The organism is Hafnia paralvei, assembly GCF_020150375.1.
GTDB classification, from domain to species: Bacteria; Pseudomonadota; Gammaproteobacteria; order Enterobacterales; family Enterobacteriaceae; genus Hafnia; species Hafnia paralvei.
This window is the reverse complement of the sequence record NZ_CP083737.1, coordinates 4,030,673-4,050,026: the sequence shown is the minus strand read 5'-3', so window position 1 is coordinate 4,050,026 and position 19,354 is coordinate 4,030,673. Positions and strand designations below refer to the sequence as shown.

Annotated in this window: 21 protein-coding genes and 1 pseudogene; 11 read left to right on the top strand and 11 right to left on the bottom strand. The window is 47.0% G+C overall.

The genetic code is table 11. The features are described from left to right. Positions 1-108 precede the first annotated feature (108 nt). From K9N75_RS18810 to ompC, 10 genes and pseudogenes are all read left to right on the top strand, one after another. Positions 109-462: a PRD domain-containing protein gene (locus K9N75_RS18810; RefSeq protein WP_020303531.1), complete on the top strand. Its 354-nt coding sequence runs from the start codon at positions 109-111 to the stop codon at positions 460-462. Next, complete coding sequence (locus tag K9N75_RS18805) at positions 459-821, top strand: SFCGS family glycine-rich protein (RefSeq protein WP_008815231.1); 363 nt, start codon at positions 459-461, stop codon at positions 819-821. The genes K9N75_RS18810 and K9N75_RS18805 overlap by 4 nt, the downstream gene beginning before the upstream one ends. 3 nt (positions 822-824) lie before the next feature. Next, a pseudogene (locus tag K9N75_RS18800) lies at positions 825-1,109 on the top strand (DUF4312 family protein); the annotation flags it as partial. 287 nt (positions 1,110-1,396) lie between these two features. Beyond that, complete coding sequence (locus K9N75_RS18795) at positions 1,397-2,185, top strand: DUF4311 domain-containing protein (protein ID WP_224451991.1); 789 nt, start codon at positions 1,397-1,399, stop codon at positions 2,183-2,185. Between the two features lie 18 nt (positions 2,186-2,203). Further along, positions 2,204-2,851 (top strand): DUF4310 family protein, encoded by a 648-nt coding sequence (locus K9N75_RS18790; RefSeq protein WP_008815228.1) that lies wholly within the window; start codon positions 2,204-2,206, stop codon positions 2,849-2,851. A 67-nt stretch (positions 2,852-2,918) separates the two neighbouring features. After that, positions 2,919-4,052: an amidohydrolase/deacetylase family metallohydrolase gene (locus K9N75_RS18785; RefSeq protein WP_224451990.1), complete on the top strand. Its 1,134-nt coding sequence runs from the start codon at positions 2,919-2,921 to the stop codon at positions 4,050-4,052. Next, positions 4,042-5,157 carry a DgaE family pyridoxal phosphate-dependent ammonia lyase gene (locus K9N75_RS18780; protein WP_008815226.1) on the top strand — a complete coding sequence of 372 codons (1,116 nt, stop codon included), beginning with the start codon at positions 4,042-4,044 and terminating at the stop codon, positions 5,155-5,157. The genes K9N75_RS18785 and K9N75_RS18780 overlap by 11 nt, the downstream gene beginning before the upstream one ends. A gap of 12 nt (positions 5,158-5,169) precedes the next feature. Next, the gene (gene dagF, locus K9N75_RS18775; protein ID WP_064572769.1) at positions 5,170-5,910 is read left to right on the top strand and encodes a 2-dehydro-3-deoxy-phosphogluconate aldolase; all 741 of its coding nucleotides are present in this window, start codon (positions 5,170-5,172) and stop codon (positions 5,908-5,910) included. A 448-nt stretch (positions 5,911-6,358) separates the two neighbouring features. After that, positions 6,359-8,278, top strand: coding sequence for a BglG family transcription antiterminator (locus tag K9N75_RS18770; protein ID WP_008815224.1), 1,920 nt, complete (start codon positions 6,359-6,361; stop codon positions 8,276-8,278). Positions 8,279-8,492: 214 nt separating this feature from the next. Then, positions 8,493-9,593 carry a porin OmpC gene (gene ompC / locus K9N75_RS18765; RefSeq protein ID WP_199372403.1) on the top strand — a complete coding sequence of 367 codons (1,101 nt, stop codon included), beginning with the start codon at positions 8,493-8,495 and terminating at the stop codon, positions 9,591-9,593. Positions 9,594-9,788: 195 nt separating this feature from the next. On the opposite strand, the gene npr is transcribed toward ompC, so the two are convergent. The 11 genes from npr to K9N75_RS18710 all read right to left on the bottom strand — a co-directional run bounded on the left by npr (position 9,789) and on the right by K9N75_RS18710 (position 18,070). Continuing rightward, positions 9,789-10,061, bottom strand: a complete 273-nt coding sequence (gene npr, locus K9N75_RS18760; protein ID WP_008815222.1) for a PTS phosphocarrier protein NPr — start codon at positions 10,059-10,061, stop codon at positions 9,789-9,791. A 9-nt stretch (positions 10,062-10,070) separates the two neighbouring features. Then, positions 10,071-10,922, bottom strand: coding sequence for an RNase adapter RapZ (gene rapZ, locus K9N75_RS18755; RefSeq protein WP_004091249.1), 852 nt, complete (start codon positions 10,920-10,922; stop codon positions 10,071-10,073). A gap of 142 nt (positions 10,923-11,064) precedes the next feature. Beyond that, the gene (gene ptsN, locus K9N75_RS18750) at positions 11,065-11,571 is read right to left on the bottom strand and encodes a PTS IIA-like nitrogen regulatory protein PtsN (protein WP_008815221.1); all 507 of its coding nucleotides are present in this window, start codon (positions 11,569-11,571) and stop codon (positions 11,065-11,067) included. A gap of 79 nt (positions 11,572-11,650) precedes the next feature. After that, positions 11,651-11,938 carry a ribosome hibernation promoting factor gene (gene hpf / locus K9N75_RS18745; protein ID WP_008815220.1) on the bottom strand — a complete coding sequence of 96 codons (288 nt, stop codon included), beginning with the start codon at positions 11,936-11,938 and terminating at the stop codon, positions 11,651-11,653. A 23-nt stretch (positions 11,939-11,961) separates the two neighbouring features. Then, entirely contained in the window at positions 11,962-13,395 is a 1,434-nt protein-coding gene (gene rpoN / locus K9N75_RS18740; protein WP_004091253.1) for an RNA polymerase factor sigma-54, read from the bottom strand. 132 nt (positions 13,396-13,527) lie between these two features. After that, complete coding sequence (lptB, locus tag K9N75_RS18735; protein WP_008815219.1) at positions 13,528-14,253, bottom strand: LPS export ABC transporter ATP-binding protein; 726 nt, start codon at positions 14,251-14,253, stop codon at positions 13,528-13,530. A gap of 6 nt (positions 14,254-14,259) precedes the next feature. Continuing rightward, complete coding sequence (gene lptA / locus K9N75_RS18730; protein WP_008815218.1) at positions 14,260-14,889, bottom strand: lipopolysaccharide ABC transporter substrate-binding protein LptA; 630 nt, start codon at positions 14,887-14,889, stop codon at positions 14,260-14,262. Continuing rightward, positions 14,858-15,436 (bottom strand): LPS export ABC transporter periplasmic protein LptC, encoded by a 579-nt coding sequence (gene lptC / locus K9N75_RS18725; RefSeq protein ID WP_008815217.1) that lies wholly within the window; start codon positions 15,434-15,436, stop codon positions 14,858-14,860. Before lptC ends, lptA begins: the two co-directional genes overlap by 32 nt. After that, on the bottom strand, positions 15,433-15,999 hold the full coding sequence (gene kdsC, locus K9N75_RS18720; RefSeq protein WP_008815216.1) for a 3-deoxy-manno-octulosonate-8-phosphatase KdsC: 567 nt from the start codon (positions 15,997-15,999) through the stop codon (positions 15,433-15,435). Before kdsC ends, lptC begins: the two co-directional genes overlap by 4 nt. Positions 16,000-16,024: 25 nt before the next feature. After that, positions 16,025-17,011 (bottom strand): arabinose-5-phosphate isomerase KdsD, encoded by a 987-nt coding sequence (kdsD, locus tag K9N75_RS18715; RefSeq protein ID WP_008815215.1) that lies wholly within the window; start codon positions 17,009-17,011, stop codon positions 16,025-16,027. A gap of 75 nt (positions 17,012-17,086) precedes the next feature. Then, the gene (locus tag K9N75_RS18710; RefSeq protein WP_008815214.1) at positions 17,087-18,070 is read right to left on the bottom strand and encodes a calcium/sodium antiporter; all 984 of its coding nucleotides are present in this window, start codon (positions 18,068-18,070) and stop codon (positions 17,087-17,089) included. A gap of 451 nt (positions 18,071-18,521) precedes the next feature. Here K9N75_RS18710 and mlaF point away from each other — a divergent pair, with 451 nt between their 5' ends. Beyond that, positions 18,522-19,352 (top strand): phospholipid ABC transporter ATP-binding protein MlaF, encoded by an 831-nt coding sequence (mlaF, locus tag K9N75_RS18700; RefSeq protein WP_004091262.1) that lies wholly within the window; start codon positions 18,522-18,524, stop codon positions 19,350-19,352. The last annotated feature ends 2 nt before the right edge of the window (positions 19,353-19,354 follow it).

Below are 19,354 nucleotides of genomic sequence, written 5' to 3'. Positions count from 1 at the left end.
GTTTGAATTGGAAAAAATTCCTCTGCTCACTTTTATTTATCCGCTGTAGGGTACAAACATCAACAGAGAGAACGCTCCAGTTGAAATGAATTATAGGGGAGAGTGGGCGTGGCAGAACAACAACTCTTAGTGGATGAGAGAATATTAGCGGAAGAAACAGACACCACACTTGAAAAGGTTATTTCTCTACTTTCTGATAAGGGGATTTATCCCAATGAAGTGCAGAAACAGATGTTATTTTCTCATGTGAAAGCGATGGTGTTACGTTCACATACTGGTGAAGCATTACCTGAGGTCGATATTTCTTTATTCGATGAGATTTCGCCTTTATCGCTAAGTTTAGCGGAGCAGGTTGTGAGCTGGTTTAATAATTTAGCCTACGAAGAAGCACATTTATTATCTGTGCATTTTGAAGTAGCCAAAGAAAATGAATTAAGTTGTGTAACGGGAGAGTCATCATGACAGCAATTAAGGTGGTAATCGGTGATCGTCTGGGTAAAGGACAGAAAGTGGGACAGGGTGTTGAAGCTGCTGGCGGTGTTGCGGTTGTCATCCCAGGTGTTGCGGCAGATATGAAACTGGGCGATGTGATGAAGAAAGAAGAAGCCAACCTAGGGATTTCTTTCTGCGGCAGCGGTGGTGCGGGCGCGATTACGGCTCAAACCAAACACGGATATAAAGCCAAATATGGTATGCGTTCTATTGAAGAGGGTGTAACCGCAATTAACGAAGGCTATAACGTGCTTGGTTTTGGCTTTATGGATAAAGAAGAGTTAGGGCAAAAATTAGTTGAAGCGTATAACAAAAAGTACGGTAGCTAATTTATGAAAGATAATATCACAACGACGGTAACCGTGAGTGGTAGAAGTGATACTAAGCAGAAAGCTTTCGCCGCTGCTTTAAGTAGCATTCAGGGAACATTGCTACGGGAGTCTAAAAAAGTTTTTCTGAGAATTGAACCCGTAGATATTAAAGTTGTAAAAGCAGAAGAAAAAATAACGATGGAGAAATTTCTTTTCTTCTTTTTGCCAAGAAAAAAATATCTCTACTCAATAACGTTAGATGTGACTGTCAATATGACCACCGTTGATACCGATAAAATTGAGTTTAAGTCGGTAAATACCCTAAATCATTCGAAGTGCAGTAAAACGATTAATAGCGCCTACGAAGGAGGGAATTTCGCGAATGGGACGGATCAATTACAGAAGTAAGTGATTCGGGGGATTGAGCGTGAAAACACATATGCAATTCGAAGTATGACGGGTAAACCCCAGTGTATTATCACAACGGAATAGCTCTGATGTTTATCGCGCTATTCTATCCCCTTTTTACTTAAAACTGCGCTGTAATTTATTGTTTTAAGTAAAAAGGGGATAACATTATAAGGAATATACTGATGTTTTTAATTATCCTCTTGAAGTCGATTATTATCGGCGGATTGGTTGGCGTGGGTGTAGGTGTAGGTGTAGGTGCAGGTGCTGCGCGTATGTTCCATGCTCCCACCGTTCAGGGCATGGGGGCGTTTCGTACGTTAGGTGAGCTGAACTCCTGCGAAGGCGATCCGGCTTCTCACTTCTCATTCGGTCTAGGGTTTTTCTTTAACGCTTGGGCATCCTCCGTTGCGGCTGGGGCATTCACGCAAGATGTTGACCATCGCATTATCCCAAACTGGGGTGCAGCGGTGCTGCTGATGAAAAATCGCGATCTCGCCACAACGATGCACGATCCGAAAAAGATGGCGATTGCCTGCGGTATCATCGGCGTGATCGTCGTCGCCTTTCTCAACTCAACGGCTTCTGCCGTACCTGAAGCGCTGCAAATTACCGCGGTTAAAGTATTGGTGCCTGCGGCAAACCTGCTGGTGAATACTGTGATGCCGGTGATCTTCTGGCTAGCTGCAATTGATGCCGGTCGCCGTTCAGGTTTCTGGGCTACGATTTTTGGTGGTTTAGCCCAGCTGATTATGGGGAACGCCGTACCGGGTCTGGTTTTGGGCATTTTGATTGGTAAAGGTGTGGAAGAGAGTGGCTGGAATAAAGTCACCAAAATAATGATGGCCGTCATTGTGCTGCTGTTTGTGCTGAGCGGTTTCTTCCGCGGTTTCGATATGAAGATGTTGGAATCCTTCCATATGGGAGTGCCGGTTTGGCTTGACCAAATCCATAACACTCTTAGCGGCAAATAATCAGGAGGAGCACAGAAAATGGACGAGAAATTAAAGAATAACTTCTGGTACGCCGACTGGTCTTTCCCGATCTTTGTGGGATTGCTGTCCGCTGGAGTGTTTGCCGGAACGCATATGTACTATCTATATGGTATTGGTGCATTTAACGAGGTGGCATTTGTCTCCATGCTGCGGGCGGGAATTGATACTGGCTCCTACGGTGCCGTGGCGGCATTTGGTGCTAGCTTCCTGTTCGCTCGCATTATTGAAGGTTCGCTGGTGGGTATTCTCGATATTGGAGGGGCGATTCAAACCGGCGTTGGGTTGGGTGTTCCTGCATTGTTACTGGGCGCTGGATTTGTTTATCCCGTAGAGAACTTTGGTGCTTCGCTAGTGACTGGTTTGGCTATCGGCTTAGCCATCGGCTATCTGATTATTTTAGCGCGTAAGTTCACTATTAATCAGAGCAATTCAACCTATGGCGCAGACGTCATGATGGGCGCAGGCAATGCTTCTGGCCGTTTCTTAGGACCGTTGATTATCCTCTCAGCCATTACCGCTTCTATTCCTATCGGGGTGGGCTCTTTGCTTGGCGCGCTGTTGTTCTATCTCTGGCAGAAACCGATTACCGGCGGAGCGATTTTGGGGGCTATGATTTTAGGCTCAATTTTCCCAGTGGCGATTTAACTGCCTCACGATGCCCGCACTACCGTGCGGGTTACTCCACCTGAAATAAGAAGTAAGAAGGTGTGCGATGTACGATTTAATCATTAAGCAGGGAAAATGCGCTGATGGCAGCGTGATTGATGTGGCTGTCAACGATGGAAAAATTGCCGCTCTCGGTGAACTCAGTGAAATGATTTCTGCGGAGAAAACCATCGACTTACAAGGGCGTTATTTTCTCAGTGCTGGCTGGATTGATGCTCATACTCACTGCTATCCCTCCTCGCCAATTTATAGTGATGAACCCGATCTCATTGGCGTAGCCAGCGGCGTTACCACGGTGATTGATGCAGGTAGCACAGGCGCTGACGATATTGATGAGTTTTATCGGCTGACGCGCAGCGCTAGAACCAACGTTTTTGCCTTTCTAAACATTTCCCGCATTGGCCTTCTGCGCCAAAACGAACTGGGGGATATGAACGACATTGACGATGTGCTGGCGCACAAAGCCATTAGTGAGCATCAAGGGTTCGTGGTGGGTATCAAGGCTCGTATGAGCAGCAGCGTCGTGCAGAAAAATGGTATTCAGCCATTGATTCGAGCCAAAGAGATACAGGCTTATAACGGCAGTTTACCCCTGATGGTACATATCGGAAATAACCCCCCGAATTTGGATGAAATCGCCGATCTTCTGACGCATGGAGACATTATTACCCACTGTTACAACGGTAAACCTAATCGCATTCTTACGCCTAAAGGTGAACTGCGTAGCGCGGTGAAAAGAGCCTTAGATCGCGGGGTGTTGCTAGACGTGGGACACGGCAGCGCCAGTTTTAGCTTCGATGTTGCGGAAATTGCCATCAAGCAGGGGATTTACCCAAATACGATAAGTTCCGATATTTATTGCAAAAATCGTATCAAAGGGCCGGTTTATAGCCTGGCTTATGTGATGTCAAAATTCTTGTTGGTGGGGTTATCTCTATCGCAAGTCATTGACTGTGTAACGAAAAATGCAGCCCATGCACTACGTTTATCAAATAAAGGCCGCTTGGAAGTGGGCTGTGACGCTGACTTTACGATTTTTGATGTGATCGATCAGGCACAGGTTTTCGCCGATTCAGAACAACAAAACAGGAGTGGGCAAAACCTGATCCTGCCATTGGCCGCTATCGTGGCTGGCCAGATAATGCTTACTCAGGATGGGGAGACCAGAAATGTCTGCTAATCAGTCTATCTATAAGAAATATAATCTAAAAACAGTTATCAATACGTCTGGTCGAATGACTATCTTAGGGGTATCGACCCCGCGTGAAGATGTGGTTGAGGCGGTTAATTTTGGGCTGAACCACTATTTTGAAGTGAAGGATTTAATCAATAAAACCGGCCGCTATATTGCTGATTTACTCGGCGTGGAGGATGCGGTAGTGGTGTCCTGTGCTTCGGCTGGGATTGCCCAATCGGTTGCCGCGGTGATCGTGAAAGATAATCTGTATCGTTTAGAAAATCTGCATGCGCATTCCCATGACGTACCAAGCGAAATTGTGGTGCCAAAAGGACATAACGTGAACTTCGGAGCACCGGTCGGCACCATGGTGCAACTGGGTGGCGGTACGTTGCGTGAAGCGGGCTATGCGAATGAATGTTCGCCTGCGCAACTGGCTGCGGCGATTACGCCAAAGACAGCGGCGATCCTGTATATCAAGTCGCATCACTGTGTGCAGAAAAGCATGCTGGATGTGGCTCAAGCAGCTGAAGTAGCGAAAACATATCAGTTACCTCTTATTGTAGATGCTGCCGCAGAAGAAGATTTGCAGAGTTATTACCAGGCAGGAGCAGACTTGGTGATCTATAGCGGTGCTAAAGCGATTGAAGGACCCACTAGCGGTTTGGTCATTGGTCGGAAGCAGTATGTGGAGTGGGTGAAGCTTCAGTCCAACGGTATTGGTCGTGCTATGAAGGTGGGTAAAGAGGGCATTCTTGGCCTGACACAGGCGATCACCAGCTATATGACGTTGGAGAAAGAGAATGGCCAGCAGATGGTCGACAAAATGTCGGCTTTCATTGATAACCTGAATTCACTCAAGGGAATACAGGCGAAAGTTGTCTGGGATAGCGCGGGGCGTGACATTGCTCGGACCGAAATCTCTTTTGATCATGCCGCTTTAGGGATTACCACACAGGAAATTGTGGATCGTTTGAAAAATGGTGATCCGGCAATTTACTTCCGTGGCTACAAGGCCAATGAAGGCAAGATCGAGGTTGATGTTCGCAGCGTTAACGCTGAGCAACTTCACATCGTTTATGAATGCATCAAGGCATTGTTTAACTAAGGGAGAGAACCGATGCAACTGGCACCTAAATTTTATAAAAACCGTGTATGCCTGAATGTGTTAGCAGGATCGAAAGAAAATGCGCGTGAAATCTATGAAGCCGCTGAGGGTTACGTGCTAGTGGGCGTGTTGTCGAAAGACTATCCTGATGTATCGTCTGCAGTTGCTGATATGAAGGAGTATTCCGCGCTGATTAATAATGCATTGTCAGTTGGTTTAGGTGCAGGCGATCCTAACCAATCACTGATGGTGTCTCAGATTTCGGCTCAGGTACAACCACAGCATGTAAATCAGGTCTTTACTGGCGTGGGAACCAGTCGCGGTATGCTGGGTCAGAATGAATCGGTGGTGAATGGATTGGTTTCACCCACGGGTATCGTAGGACAGGTGAAGATCTCCACTGGGCCGCTGAGTAGCCAAGGACCTGATGCCATTGTCCCTGTGGAGTCTGCAATTGCTCTGCTACAGGACATGGGAAGCAGTTCGGTGAAATATTTCCCGATGGGGGGCTTAAAATGCCGAGAAGAATTTGCCTATTTGGCAAAAGCCTGCGCCGCACAGAAATTCTGGCTAGAACCTACTGGCGGTATTGATCTGAATAATTTTGAAGAGATCCTGAAGATTGCGTTGGATGCGGGGGTCGAGAAAGTGATCCCACACATTTATAGCTCGATTATTGATAAAACGACGGGTAATACACGTCCTGAGGATGTCGCACAATTGCTGGGCATGGTGAAGGGATTGCTAGGATAGGATCTTAAGGGGCGTTATATATGGCCCTTAAGACAGCCCATACCGAGCTTTATAAGTAAATAATGCAGAAACCACTGCTACATGGTTTCTGCGTTTGCGTACCATTAGTCTAATGGTCATCTTCGTTATGGTTGTGTATCGCCCATATCAAAACGTAAACGTTTAAAAGACAAAGAACATGCAATATTGTTTTGTCTTTTTTGTGTTGGATGGAATCAGGTATTTTCCTCAGCGAATCAATTACAAATTCTGATTGCTAGATCACACTACTTGCCTGTCTGCATCTGTTAGTGAACGGTATAATTCTCGCATAACTATTCACTTGATGATTGATATGTCAGTGTAAAGTTGGTCCATAAATTGCCTCTGCATATTCGGCATGTCTAGTTCTACATATGATTTTTTTGCGCAGGGTTGCGTCCATCAGCAAGTTAGCAGCGGTATTAGCATGATCCAATTTCCTTATCCCCGTTTGAATCAGGTGTTTGATGCGCTTCGCGAGGAAACATTGCCTCAGGAAGAGCTGGCGAGGCGTTTTGCCGTTTCCACCCGCACCGTACGCACTGACATCACGACGTTAAACGATATTCTGAGCCAATATGGTGCTCAGTTTGTGCATTTACGGGGCAGTGGATATCGGCTGGAGATACTGGATGCTGAGTGTTTTGCTGCATTACAGCAACGCAGTCAGGCATCACCCCGAATACCACGTAGAGCAAAAGATCGCGTTACACATCTTTTACTGCGTTTTTTAGCGCAGGGCGATCCGCTCAAGCTTGATGACGTTGCTGATAGCTGGTTTGTTAGCCGGGCATCGCTACAAAGCGATATGGCTGACGTGCGTGAGATGATCGGTAAGTATGGTTTAACCATCGAAAGCAAAGCGCACTATGGCATGAAGCTGTTTGGCAGCGAGAATGCGGTGCGTGCCTGCCTAGCTAATCTACTGTTTCAATACCCAGAAAGTGATGAGCTCTTCAGCGAGTTGCGTGGGAAAGTGCTACCAGAGATCGATATCACGCAGCTGCGTGAGCAATTACATCTGACTATGAGGCAGTATCAAATTCGCCTGACGGATGAGGGTGAACAGCAATTATTGATTTACTGCGGCATTATTTTGCATCGTATCCGCACTGGATTCTTGTTGGATAATCTTGATGTTAGTGACGTCGAGGCAGTGTTTACGCAGGCTGCCCGTGATGTGGCATATTACTTAGAAGAGCGCTTTGGTTGTGGTATTCCAGAAACCGAAGTGGCCTATCTCAGCGTACAAATTGCGGCACGGCGCATTACGGATGCCAGCCGCTTAGAAAACGCGGTCGGTGATGAAAATCATGCTTTAGTGAAGCACATCCTGAATTTTATCAACGAGCATTACAATTATGATCTGCGTGGAGATACACAACTTAGCAGCGATTTACTGTCGCATATCGCGACAATGATGACTCGCGCTAAGTACCAGATAAATATACCTAACCCTTTACTTGAGCATATCAAACAGCATTACCCATTAGCCTATGATGTGACGTTAGCAGCGGTGTCGAGTTGGGGAAAAAATATGCCGTATACCATCACCGATAACGAGATTGGCTATCTGGTTTTGCACATCGGTGTGGGGTTAGAGCGCCACTATGATATCGGCTATGAGCGCCATCCTCAGGCTCTGCTGGTGTGTGATTCCGGTATGTCGACGTTGCGTTTGCTAGAGACCAAACTGAAGAGAGAGTTTCCGCAATTGATCGTCAATCAGATTGACTCACTGCGGGAGTATGAAAAGCTGGAGCAGATTGAAGAGGATTTTGTTATTTCGATGGTGAAGGTACCAGAAAAAAACAAGCCCGTAGTGACTGTTGCGCCTTTTCCAACGAGTTTCCAGTTAGAGCAGCTAGCCAAGCTGGTTCTGGTGGATCGCACCAAGCCTTATATGCTGGAGAAATTTTTTGACGCCTCCCATTTCTGTGTGCTGGAACAACCGATTTCTCAGACCGAGCTGTTTGCCAACATCTGTCAGCAGCTCGAAGAGGAAGGATATGTTGAGGCTGATTTTCGTTCTTCTTTAGTTGAACGTGAGAGCATTGTGTCAACCATGCTAGGCGAAGGAATTGCTTTGCCTCATTCATTAGGGTTGCTGGCTAAGAAAACGGTGATCTATACCGTGTTAGCTCCTCAAGGGGTTCGCTGGGGAAATAATGAAACGGCATACGTGATTTTTTTATTAGCGATCAGCAAACAGGATTACGAAGAAGCGATGGCCATTTACGATTTGTTCGTGACCTTTATGCGAGAACGTACCGTCGGTCGACTGTTATCCAGTACCCACTTTGAGCAGTTTAGGGCGATTGCCATGGATTGTTTGAGTCGCAGCTAATAATTTAGCTGGCTAATATTAAAAAATATATATCATTAGACGGTAGCTATAAATTCTGCCGTCTAAATAGTATCAGCTTAGTTGTATTTCTATAATTCCTATTAACAAAATCCTATCTCGTTACATAATTATCCCATTTCATCATTATTTTATCGCTGATTCGCCTATGATCTCCGGCAGACAAATTTATAAAGTATCTTTTTGGTGAGTCATAATGAAAATATCTAAAGCGGTAGTCATTGTATCGATACTGAGTGTTTCTGGTTTAGCGCATGCTGCAGAAATTTATAACCATGATGGCAATAAGTTGGATCTCAATCTGAAAGCTGATGGCCTTCATTATTTTAGCAAAGATAAAAGTGCTGATGGTGACCAATCTTATATCCGCTTTGGATTTCGTGGTGAAACCCAAATTAATGATCAGCTGACCGGTTACGGCCAGTGGGAATATCAGGTTATGGCAAACACGCCAGAAACACAAAACGACGCCTATACTCGCCTTGGTTTTGCGGGATTGAAATATGGAAACTTCGGGTCGATTGATTATGGACGTAATTATGGAGTGTTGTATGACATTGCTTCGTGGACCGATATGTTGCCAGAGTTTGGTGATAACACCTATGAAGCTGAAGATAATTTCATGACCAATCGCAGTAGTGGTTTGCTGACATATCGTAATAGTGGCTTCTTTGGTTTGGTTGATGGATTGAATGTCGCCGCACAATATCAGGGAAAAAACGGCGCTTGTACCTCGGACGGCGGTTGCTCTAATGGCACATCAGGTCGTAGCATTTCCGAGCAAAACGGTGATGGCTACGGTATGGCAATGACTTATGATTTAGGTTGGGGTATCAGTGCAGGTGCGGCATATACGAACTCCAATCGTACTCTGCAACAGCAACGTTCTACTTTGGCTAATGGTAAGCGTGCAGAGGCTTGGACTGCAGGTATGAAATATGATGCCAATAACGTTTATATCGCAGCAACCTATGCGCAAACACGCAATATGACTTATTTTAGCGGTAGTCGTTTACAGGGTGTCGCTAATAAAACTGATAACTGGGAGTTGGTCGCTCAATATCAATTTGATAATGGATTACGTCCATCATTAGCATATTTACAGTCCCGAGGTGAAAGCATCGGTCGATATGGCGATATGGACTTAGTCAAATATGCCGATGTTGCCACAACCTATTACTTTAACAAAAACATGTCTGCTTATGTTGATTATAAAATTAACCTGATTGATAGCAATAATCGTGCTGGTATTAATTCAGATAACATTGTTGCAACGGGGCTGGTATATCAGTTCTGATTTTTTCGTTAAGAATTAGATGGCGGTTTTTATTCCTTTTTCCGCTGTCATTATCCACTGCAAAATATATTTATATCCTGTCATTGGCTTCATTGTTTGCCTCATAAATGATTTATGGGGCTTTTTTATTATTATCTAGATAAAAAACCTCTATAGAGAATAGAGGTTTTCTTGGGAGCGTAAAACAGCAATCTATCAGTCTTCGTCAAAACCTGCTTCAAACAGAGAGACTACAGCTTCTAGCGCTTTATCTTCATCAGGCCCTTCCGCCTGAACTTCAATATGGCCACCCTGAGCAGAGTCCAACATCAGTAGTGCAATGACGCTGCTGGCCTCGGCCTCGACGCCGCTTTCATTACGCAGTAATACTTCAGCGTCGAATCCCTGAACCAGCTCAAACAATTTCATCGCAGGGCGTGCATGCATGCCCAAGCGATTTCTGATTTCCACGGTTTGCTTTACGGTCATACAACGAGCCTATTTACGTTTTTCAAGCGTACGGTGACGAGACTGTACATTCTTGCCGCGTGAGCGGAAGTAGTCGGCCAGTTGCTCCGCTACATAGACAGAACGATGTTTGCCGCCGGTACAGCCGATGGCGACGGTAAGGTAGCTGCGGTTGTTAGTTTCCAGCATTGGCAGCCACTGTTCCAGATAGCTACGCGTTTGATAGATGAAATTATGTACTTCGGTATGGCGATCTAAAAATGCCGCGACGGGTTTATCTAAACCAGTCATAGGACGCAGTTTGGGATCCCAATGTGGGTTCGGTAAAAAACGTACATCAAACACATAGTCAGCATCGATAGGAATGCCGTGTTTGAAGCCGAAGGATTCAAACACCATCGTCAATTCACGCTCGCGTTTGCCCAGCAGGCGCGTACGCAGCATTTCTGCTAACTCGTGCACCGACATCTCAGAAGTATCGATGATGAGATCCGCGCGGGAACGTAGCGGTTCCAGCAGGTCGCTTTCTTCATCGATAGCGCTTTCTAGAGAGAGATTTTTGGTCGAGAGAGGATGCAAGCGACGCGTGTCGCTATAGCGGCGGATTAGTGTATTGCGATCGGCATCTAAGAACAGCAGCTGTGGAGAAAAACTGTCTGGCAGATTATCCATCGCCGTTTCCAGCACTTCAGGAGATTCAGGCATGTTACGCACGTCAATACTGACGGCGGCGGAAGTTCCACGATCGGCCAGCGAACGAGCTAAATTCGGCAAGAGTTCTACAGGTAAATTGTCTACACAATAAAAACCCATATCTTCTAGCGCACGTAACGCAACAGATTTCCCTGAACCGGAACGGCCGCTGACAATCATCAGCACCATGTCACAACTCCCCTTAATTTCGGACAGCTAAATTGCCGCCTGTTGAAATTTGGCCTCCCGCAGGAGGACTATCACAAATTGTTATGCTCAATGTAACGTGACGAGTAATATCCTGCCACCATTTTGATTGTGTGCTAACACTTTATTCTGTAATGATTTTGTACAGTTCATCGTCACTTTGCGCGCTGCGTAAGCGACGGCAGACACCTTTGTCAGCCAGCTTCTGCGCCATAATCGCTAATGTTTGCAGATGGGTTTTGCACTGATCGGCGGGCACCAGCAACGCAAAAAGCAGGTCAACCGGTTGATTGTCGATAGCGTCGAAGCTAATCGGCTGTTCCAGATGTATAAAGACGGCAATGGCTCGTAGGGTATCTTCCTCAAGCTTTCCGTGGGGGATGGCGATGCCGTTGCCAATGCCGGTACTCCCCATACGTTCGCGCGTTAGAATCGCGTCGAACACGACCTGCGGTGGAAGGTTGAGCTGTGCAGCCGCCAGTTCGCTGATGATTTCCAGAGCGCGTTTCTTGCTGGAACAGTGAACTGCATTGCGTGTGCACTCCGGACTCAGTACGGAGGTTAAAGGCATAGTTAAATCGTTACTCATCTCATCTTCTTCATTTAAACCAGCCATAGACTGATTTTTCATGCTCCCCTGATGGCTTATCGGCCCGTTTCATTGACGAAACAGGCCGATTAAGTCAGCTGGTGTTTAAAATAGTTAAACGTTAGTGTTGTTTTAATTTATCTTTATGCTTGTTGAGCTGGCGTGCCAGCTTATCAACTAAGGTGTCAATCGCAGCATACATGTCTGTTTGCTCAGAGGTGGCATGCAGCTCGCCGCCGTTAATATGTACCGTTGCTTCGGCAATATGTTGGATTTTCTCCACGCTCAGTACCACATAAACCTGGTTGATTCGGTCAAAGTATTGCTCGAGTTTGGCAAATTTGGTGGTGACGAATTCGCGCAAAGCTTCGGTTATTTCGACATGATGTCCGGTAATGTTGAGCTGCATAGTGTCTTCCTTCTCTGTTATGGTCAAACCAATTGTTTGCGTTGGTTAGACGGTGGGATGGACAAAGACTCTCGGTATTTAGCAACGGTACGTCTGGCAACCATAATACCCTGATCGGCAAGCAAGGTCGCTAGCTTGCTGTCGCTCAGCGGTTTAGCTGGGTTTTCCGCTGCAACGAGCTTTTTCACTAGTGCGCGAATCGCCGTTGACGAGGCTTCGCCTCCATCTTCGGTACTGACGTGACTAGAGAAGAAATATTTCAGTTCAAATATACCTCGCGGACTGTGCAGGAACTTCTGCGTGGTCACACGAGAAATGGTGGATTCATGCATGTCGACTTGCTGAGCGATATCGGCCAGCACCATCGGCTTCATATATTCGGCACCATTATCAAAAAATGCCTGCTGCTGTTCAACGATGCAGCGTGAAACCTTCAACAGCGTGTCATTACGGCTTTCTAAGCTTTTAATCAGCCACTTCGCTTCTTGCAGATTGCTGCGGATGAATTGCGTGTCGCTGTCGCTGCGGGTTTGTGCGCCGAGCGAGACATAGTGCTGATTAATTTTAAGACGTGGAACACTATCCTGATTCAGTTCGACGACCCAGTGGCCTTGGTGTTTATGCACTAAAACGTCTGGGATGACATAATCTGATTCGCCGGTATTGATAGAGAGCCCAGGACGCGGATCGAGCGTTTGAATGAGCTGCATGGCTGCTTTTAACACGTCTTCTTTCAGCTTAGTCGAACGCATCAGATTACGGAAATCGTGGTTGGCTAACAGATCTAAATGTTTATCAACAATGAGACGAGCTTCGCTTAGGAAGGGGGTATCATCGGCAAACTGAGAAAGCTGTACTAGTAAACAGTCACGTAAATCGCGTGCAGCAACGCCGACGGGATCAAAACGTTGTACACGTTTGAGCACGGCTTCAATTTCATCCATCATCACAAGTTCATCACCCATGCTCTCTAAAATATCGTCGAGAGAAGAAGTGAGATAGCCGGTATCATCGACGGCGTCTACGATGGCGGTGGCAATGGCCAGATCGGTGTCGCTGAAGGGCGTTAGCTCAACTTGCCACATTAAATAGTCTTGCAGGCTTTGTGTTGTTTCACCTTGATAGATAGGCAGCTCATCATCGCTGTAATCAGTGCCTGTGCCTGATGGCGTTCCTGCTGTGTAGATTTCATCCCATGTGGCATCGAGGGGGAGTTCCTCGGGCATATCCGGTTGCTCTAGCTGTTCACGTGTGTCCAGCTCCTCGTTGACTTCTTCCGTTGAAGTTTCTATTTCATCGTGAGTGTCATCTTGTTCAAGCAGTGGGTTGCTTTCTAACGCCTGTTGGATCTCTTGCTGAAGCTCTAGCGTTGATAGTTGCAACAGGCGGATCGCCTGCTGCAATTGTGGTGTCATCGCTAACTGCTGACTTAGCCTGAGTTGCAAACCTTGCTTCATAATCGCGAGCTCATTTCCATTGGTGCAAGCAGAGTACCTGCTAAACTAAAAAAAGAGTCCGGCCGCATAAAGACCACCGTACGGCATATCCTGCGCAAAGTGCAGGATATGTATGACGCAAGATAGCCGTCATTACAGACGGAATTCTTCACCCAGATAGACGCGTTTAACCTGCTCATCATCTAAGATTTCAGATGGAGTGCCATGAGCAATGAGGTTGCCCTGATTCACAATATAAGCACGCTCACAAACGTCTAACGTTTCACGCACGTTATGGTCGGTAATCAATACGCCCAAACCGCGATCGCGCAGGTGTTCAATAATTTTTTTAATATCAATAACAGAGATTGGGTCAACGCCCGCAAATGGCTCATCCAGCAGGATGAACTTAGGATTTGCGGCTAAAGCACGTGCAATTTCGACGCGGCGGCGTTCGCCACCGGACAGTGACTGTCCGAGGTTGTCGCGTAGATGGGCAATATGAAACTCTTCCATCAGTTCGTCGGCGCGGTCGGCGCGCTGTTCTTTCGTGAGGTCATCACGAATTTCCAGCACGGCCATCAGGTTGTTATACACACTCAAGCGGCGAAAGATAGAGGCTTCTTGTGGCAAGTAGCCTATTCCACGACGTGCACGAGCGTGAAGCGGCAGCAGACTGATATCTTCATCGTCGATTTCAATACGGCCTGCATCACGTGGAACGATGCCGACAACCATATAAAACGTGGTCGTTTTACCCGCGCCATTGGGTCCGAGCAGACCTACGATTTCACCTGAATTAACGGTCAGGCTAACGTTTTCAACTACGCGGCGACCTTTGTAGGCTTTGGCCAGATTTTCAGCAATTAAAGTTGCCATAACGAATTAGTTACTCTTGGTCTGTGAGGACTGGCTAAACGGAGATTTGCCTTTTGATGCAGCAGGTTCATTCTGCGCTTTCGGCTTAGCTGGCGCAGGCGTCGCTGCTGCTTTTCCACCTTTATCCTGCAACTGAGATGGAATCAACACGGTGGTAACGCGCTTGCCTTTATCGCTGAAGGCTTCCATCTGCTGTTGTTTAACCAGATAGGTAATTTTGTCACCTTTGATACTGCTATCAACCTGTTGCAGGAATGCATTGCCGGTCAGGATAACGAAGTCTTTATCCAGTTCGTAGCGAAGCTTCTGCCCATGGCCGCTGACAGGTTTACCATTGTCTTGCATCTGGTAGAACGTTACGGGATTACCATAACCTTCAACGACTTCTTTACCCTGAGCACCGTTAGGACGGATGACGACAACTTTGTCTGCATTAATCTTAATCGTGCCCTGAGTCACGACGACATCACCGGTAAAGGTGACGGTGTTGCCTTGCATATCCAACGACTGCTGAGCCGAGTCGATATGAATCGGCTGCTCTGTATCTCCGGTCAGAGCCAGCGCTGGAACGCTTGCCGTTAGCAATGTACCGGCAACGATAAGGCTAAGGATTTTGTGGTTTGTTTTGAATTTCATAGTAGGTTTTTACCTTGTCAATCAGCCTTGCGGTTTTTTCCCGCATGTTCCCGCGCATCTTCAGACCATGGGAGGTGAAGTTTGACCCATAAAGAGTGACTTCATCATCAGAGCTGACGTCCTGAGTCACTAGGTTTACCTGCGCATTATCGGTAGTAATCCTTTCCAATTGCGAGGTCGTCGTCAAACTGTTTACTTCTACATTTCCGTATAGATAAAGCATACGGTCATCGGTTAGCTTTGCCTTATCCGCACGGATAGACCAAGTCGGTAAGGTGTCCTGATCGTAAGTCGTCAGCACCGGATGAGTAAACCAACTGGTTTTATCCTCCGAGAAATGCTGAACATCTTCTGCTACCAGCTTATAGCTTAGTTTACCTGTCGGGTCATAGACCACGGTCAGAGTATGCTGGCTGCGATAGGTCGGCTCCTGATTATTGACAGCCACTTGAGAGGTATCAGAATCATTTTCTGTCAGATTCCAACCAATCAGTGCCAACGCAATAATCGTTAATAGCAGGATGACCCAGCGTTTGGTTTTACTCATATTGATAGCCCTTTGGCCTCATCCAGTTTGCCCTGCGACTGTAGGATGAGATCGCATAACTCACGAACTGCACCGCGCCCGCCTGAAATACGGGTAACATATTGAGCGCGCTGCAATAAAATAGGGTGCGCGTCAGCTACTGCAACGGAAAGTCCAACTTTGGCCATCACCGGCCAGTCAATCAAATCATCGCCAATGTAGGATACCTGATGCGGCTGCAAGTTCAGATCGGCGAGAATTTTCTCAAAGGCAATCAGTTTATCAGACTGCCCCTGATATAGGTGTTCAATTCCTAGCGTAGTTGCTCGATCGGCAACTAATTTAGATTGGCGACCGGTAATGATCGCCACATGAATGCCTTCGGTAATGAGACAGCGGATACCATAGCCATCGCGTACGTTAAACGCTTTTAGCTCTTCGCCGTTGTTGCCCATGTAAATCAGGCCGTCAGACAAAACGCCGTCAACGTCGCAGATGACGAGACGAATTTCTGCTGCGCAGTCCATGATTTTACGGGCAACAGGGCCATAACAGGTAGCGATATTCATACCTTGCTCATTCATTAATTTTTCACCTAAACGTTAATTCTTAAACCACGCCAGCGCGCAGCATATCATGCATATGAACCACGCCAATCAGTTGATCGCCATCAGCAACCAGCAGCGAAGTGATATGACGAGCCTGCATCAGGTTTAATGCATCGACAGCTAAGGCATTTGGACGAATGCGGATACCACCGGATGTCATAACATCGGCAATTTTCGCATTATTTAAGTCAACGCCTAAGTCAAAGATGCGACGTAGGTCACCATCAGTGAAAATACCTTCGATTTTCATCAGGTCATCACAGATGACGGTTAACCCGAGATTTTTGCGTGTAATCTCCAGCAGAGCATCACGCAGAGAGGCATCACGGCTGACGTGCGGTAACTCACTACCGGTGTGCATAATGTCACTCACGCGGAGTAACAGTTTGCGGCCTAAGGCTCCACCTGGATGCGAAAGGGCGAAATCCTCAGCGGTAAAACCACGAGCCTGCAATAGTGCAACGGCAAGCGCATCGCCCATGACCAGTGTTGCCGTTGTGCTGGTGGTTGGTGCCAGACCTAACGGGCAGGCTTCCTGTGGGACTTTCACGCATAGGTGGATATCTGCGGCCTTACCCATAGAGCTGTCTGGGTTGTTGGTCATACAGATCAGTTTTACTTTTTGGCGTTTGAGTACAGGAATCAGCGCTTGAATCTCATGGGATTCGCCAGAATTGGAAATTGCTAGCACGATATCATGTGAGCTGACCATGCCCAGATCGCCGTGGCTTGCTTCACCCGGATGCACAAAGAACGCGGGAGTGCCTGTGCTGGCTAGCGTTGCCGCAATTTTGCGACCAATATGGCCTGACTTACCCATCCCCATCACGACGACTTTGCCTAAGCAGCTTAGGATCGCCTCGCAGGATTTAGTGAAGTCTTCATTAATGTATTGGTCTAACTGTGCCAGTCCTTCGCGCTCAGTTTGAAGAACTTGCTTTCCCACTCGCTGGAAGTCAAATCCCGGCTGTAAATCCAAATGTGACATGTTTTTTTCTCACTCGATTCAGCGGTTTAATCGGTTATGCACAACGTTAAGCTATGCTTGCCGTCTTGTACTCATTTAATACAGATTGATGGGGTGAGGCATAAATAGCAGCGCAACATACGCAATAAATCCGCACAGCAACAGTGCGCCAGCCATCCGGCCAATTTTGTGTTTTCGTCTGATACACAATGCGGTGAGCACGACGCTCACGCCGAGCATCACCCAGTAGTCTCGGCCAAATGCACTTGGGTCAAAGTGAGTATCCCCCTGTGATATGAGGGCTGGAACACCAAGTACAATCAAAATATTGAAAATATTGGACCCAATAATATTACCCAACACGATGTCATGCTCGCCTTTTATTGCACCTGCGATTGACGTCGCCAGCTCAGGCAGACTGGTGCCAATGGCTATAATGGTTAGCCCAATCACTAATTCGCTAACGCCAAAATAGCGAGCGATAACCGTCGAGTTATCTACAATCATCTTTGCTGATAACGGTAAAATGATCAGCCCCAGCGCAATCCACAGCAACGCCACCGTATTGCTGGTATCCTTGGGAAGTTCGGCCATTTGTTCATCGGTCAGAGGGTCGTTACCCTCACGCATGGCTAAGCGAGCCATTTTTAGCATTAACCAGATAAAAGCGGTAAACGTTAGCAATAAAATGACACCATCCAGCAGACTTAGCTGATTGTCATAGAGCACAAAACCGCACAATATAGTCACGCCCAACATTAGCGGGAGTTCGCGCCTGAGAATATCAGACCGGACTGAAAGTGGGCGAAGCAGTGCAGCACTGCCTAAAATCAGTAAGATATTCGCTATATTTGAACCAATAACGGTGCCGACCGCGGTGTTAAGTTGATTGTTCATCACCGCCGTCAGGGAGACGGTCAGCTCGGGCAGGGATGTGCCAATCCCCACAATTGTCATACCGATAATCATCGGTGGGACGCCGAACGATCGTGCGATAGCTGCGGCTCCGTAAACTAAGCGGTCAGCGCCATAAACCAATAGTATTAAGCCAACAATCAACAATAGGGTGGCGAGCAGCATGCAGAATCCTTTGTTGGGGACAATCCGGCGTTTTTGCAGGTTCGTGTAAAAAACGTAGCGAAAAATCGATTAATGGCGGTCTTACTCTGCTAATGGCGCGGAATTTCTTGCAAGTGAGCCATCGATGCAGGAGTTGAGCCAGAATCCTCGTTAATCGTAACAATTCTGACTGCCAGTGAAGGAAAAGTAAAACCCATGGCACCTTTAGTCAGAAAATCATGGGAAATATTTGTAAGAATGCACCCGATAGCCCTAGTTTCGAGCTGAAATGACAATATTGGCCAAAGTAATTAGCATTGTATTAGAGCAGAACGTGAGAGAATCCTGTTTCGTGCTGACTTGGACGAGTCTCTCTGGAGACTGAATATGGCTAACAGAAATTGAGTTTCGCGGCCGAAGGCTATCAGTGCAATAAATCAGTGCCATAACGATGACTAAGAGACCCTAGCTCATGAATCAACAGGCAACGAATTTGGTGGAAATCAACGGCATGAGTTTCAGCCGTGGTAACCGACAAATTTTTACCGATATAACGATGACCGTACCGAAAGGGAAAATTACCGCCATTATGGGGCCTTCTGGGATCGGTAAAACCACTTTACTGCGTTTGATTGGCGGGCAGATCCGTCCAGACAAAGGGGAAATTTGGTTTGATGGACAAAATATTCCCTCTCTTTCGCGTCATAAGCTGTTCGACGCTCGCAAAAAAATGAGCATGTTGTTCCAATCCGGCGCGTTGTTTACTGATTTAACCGTATTCGATAACGTAGCCTTTCCGCTACGCGAGCACACGCAACTGCCCGAGTCGCTGATTCGCACGACGGTGTTGATGAAGCTTGAAGCGGTAGGATTGCGTGGCGCAGGTGGTTTGATGCCGTCTGAGCTGTCGGGAGGCATGGCGCGTCGAGCTGCGCTGGCGCGCGCGATTGCCCTCGATCCAGAAATGATTCTGTTTGATGAGCCCTTTGTGGGTCAAGACCCGATAACCATGGGCGTGTTGGTTAAGTTGATTGATGAACTTAATCATTCATTGGGCATTACCTGTGTGGTGGTATCACATGATGTGCCGGAAGTATTGAGTATTGCTGACTACGCTTATATTGTGGCTGATCAGCGCGTAGTGGCTCAGGGGGGTTCGAAAGAACTCAATAGTAATACCGATCCGCGAGTTAGGCAGTTCCTTGATGGTATTGCCGACGGGCCAGTGCCGTTCCGTTATCCGGCAGGCGATTATCGCTCCGCGTTGCTTGGATTGGCCCCCTTAGGATCAGGGAGTAAGTGATC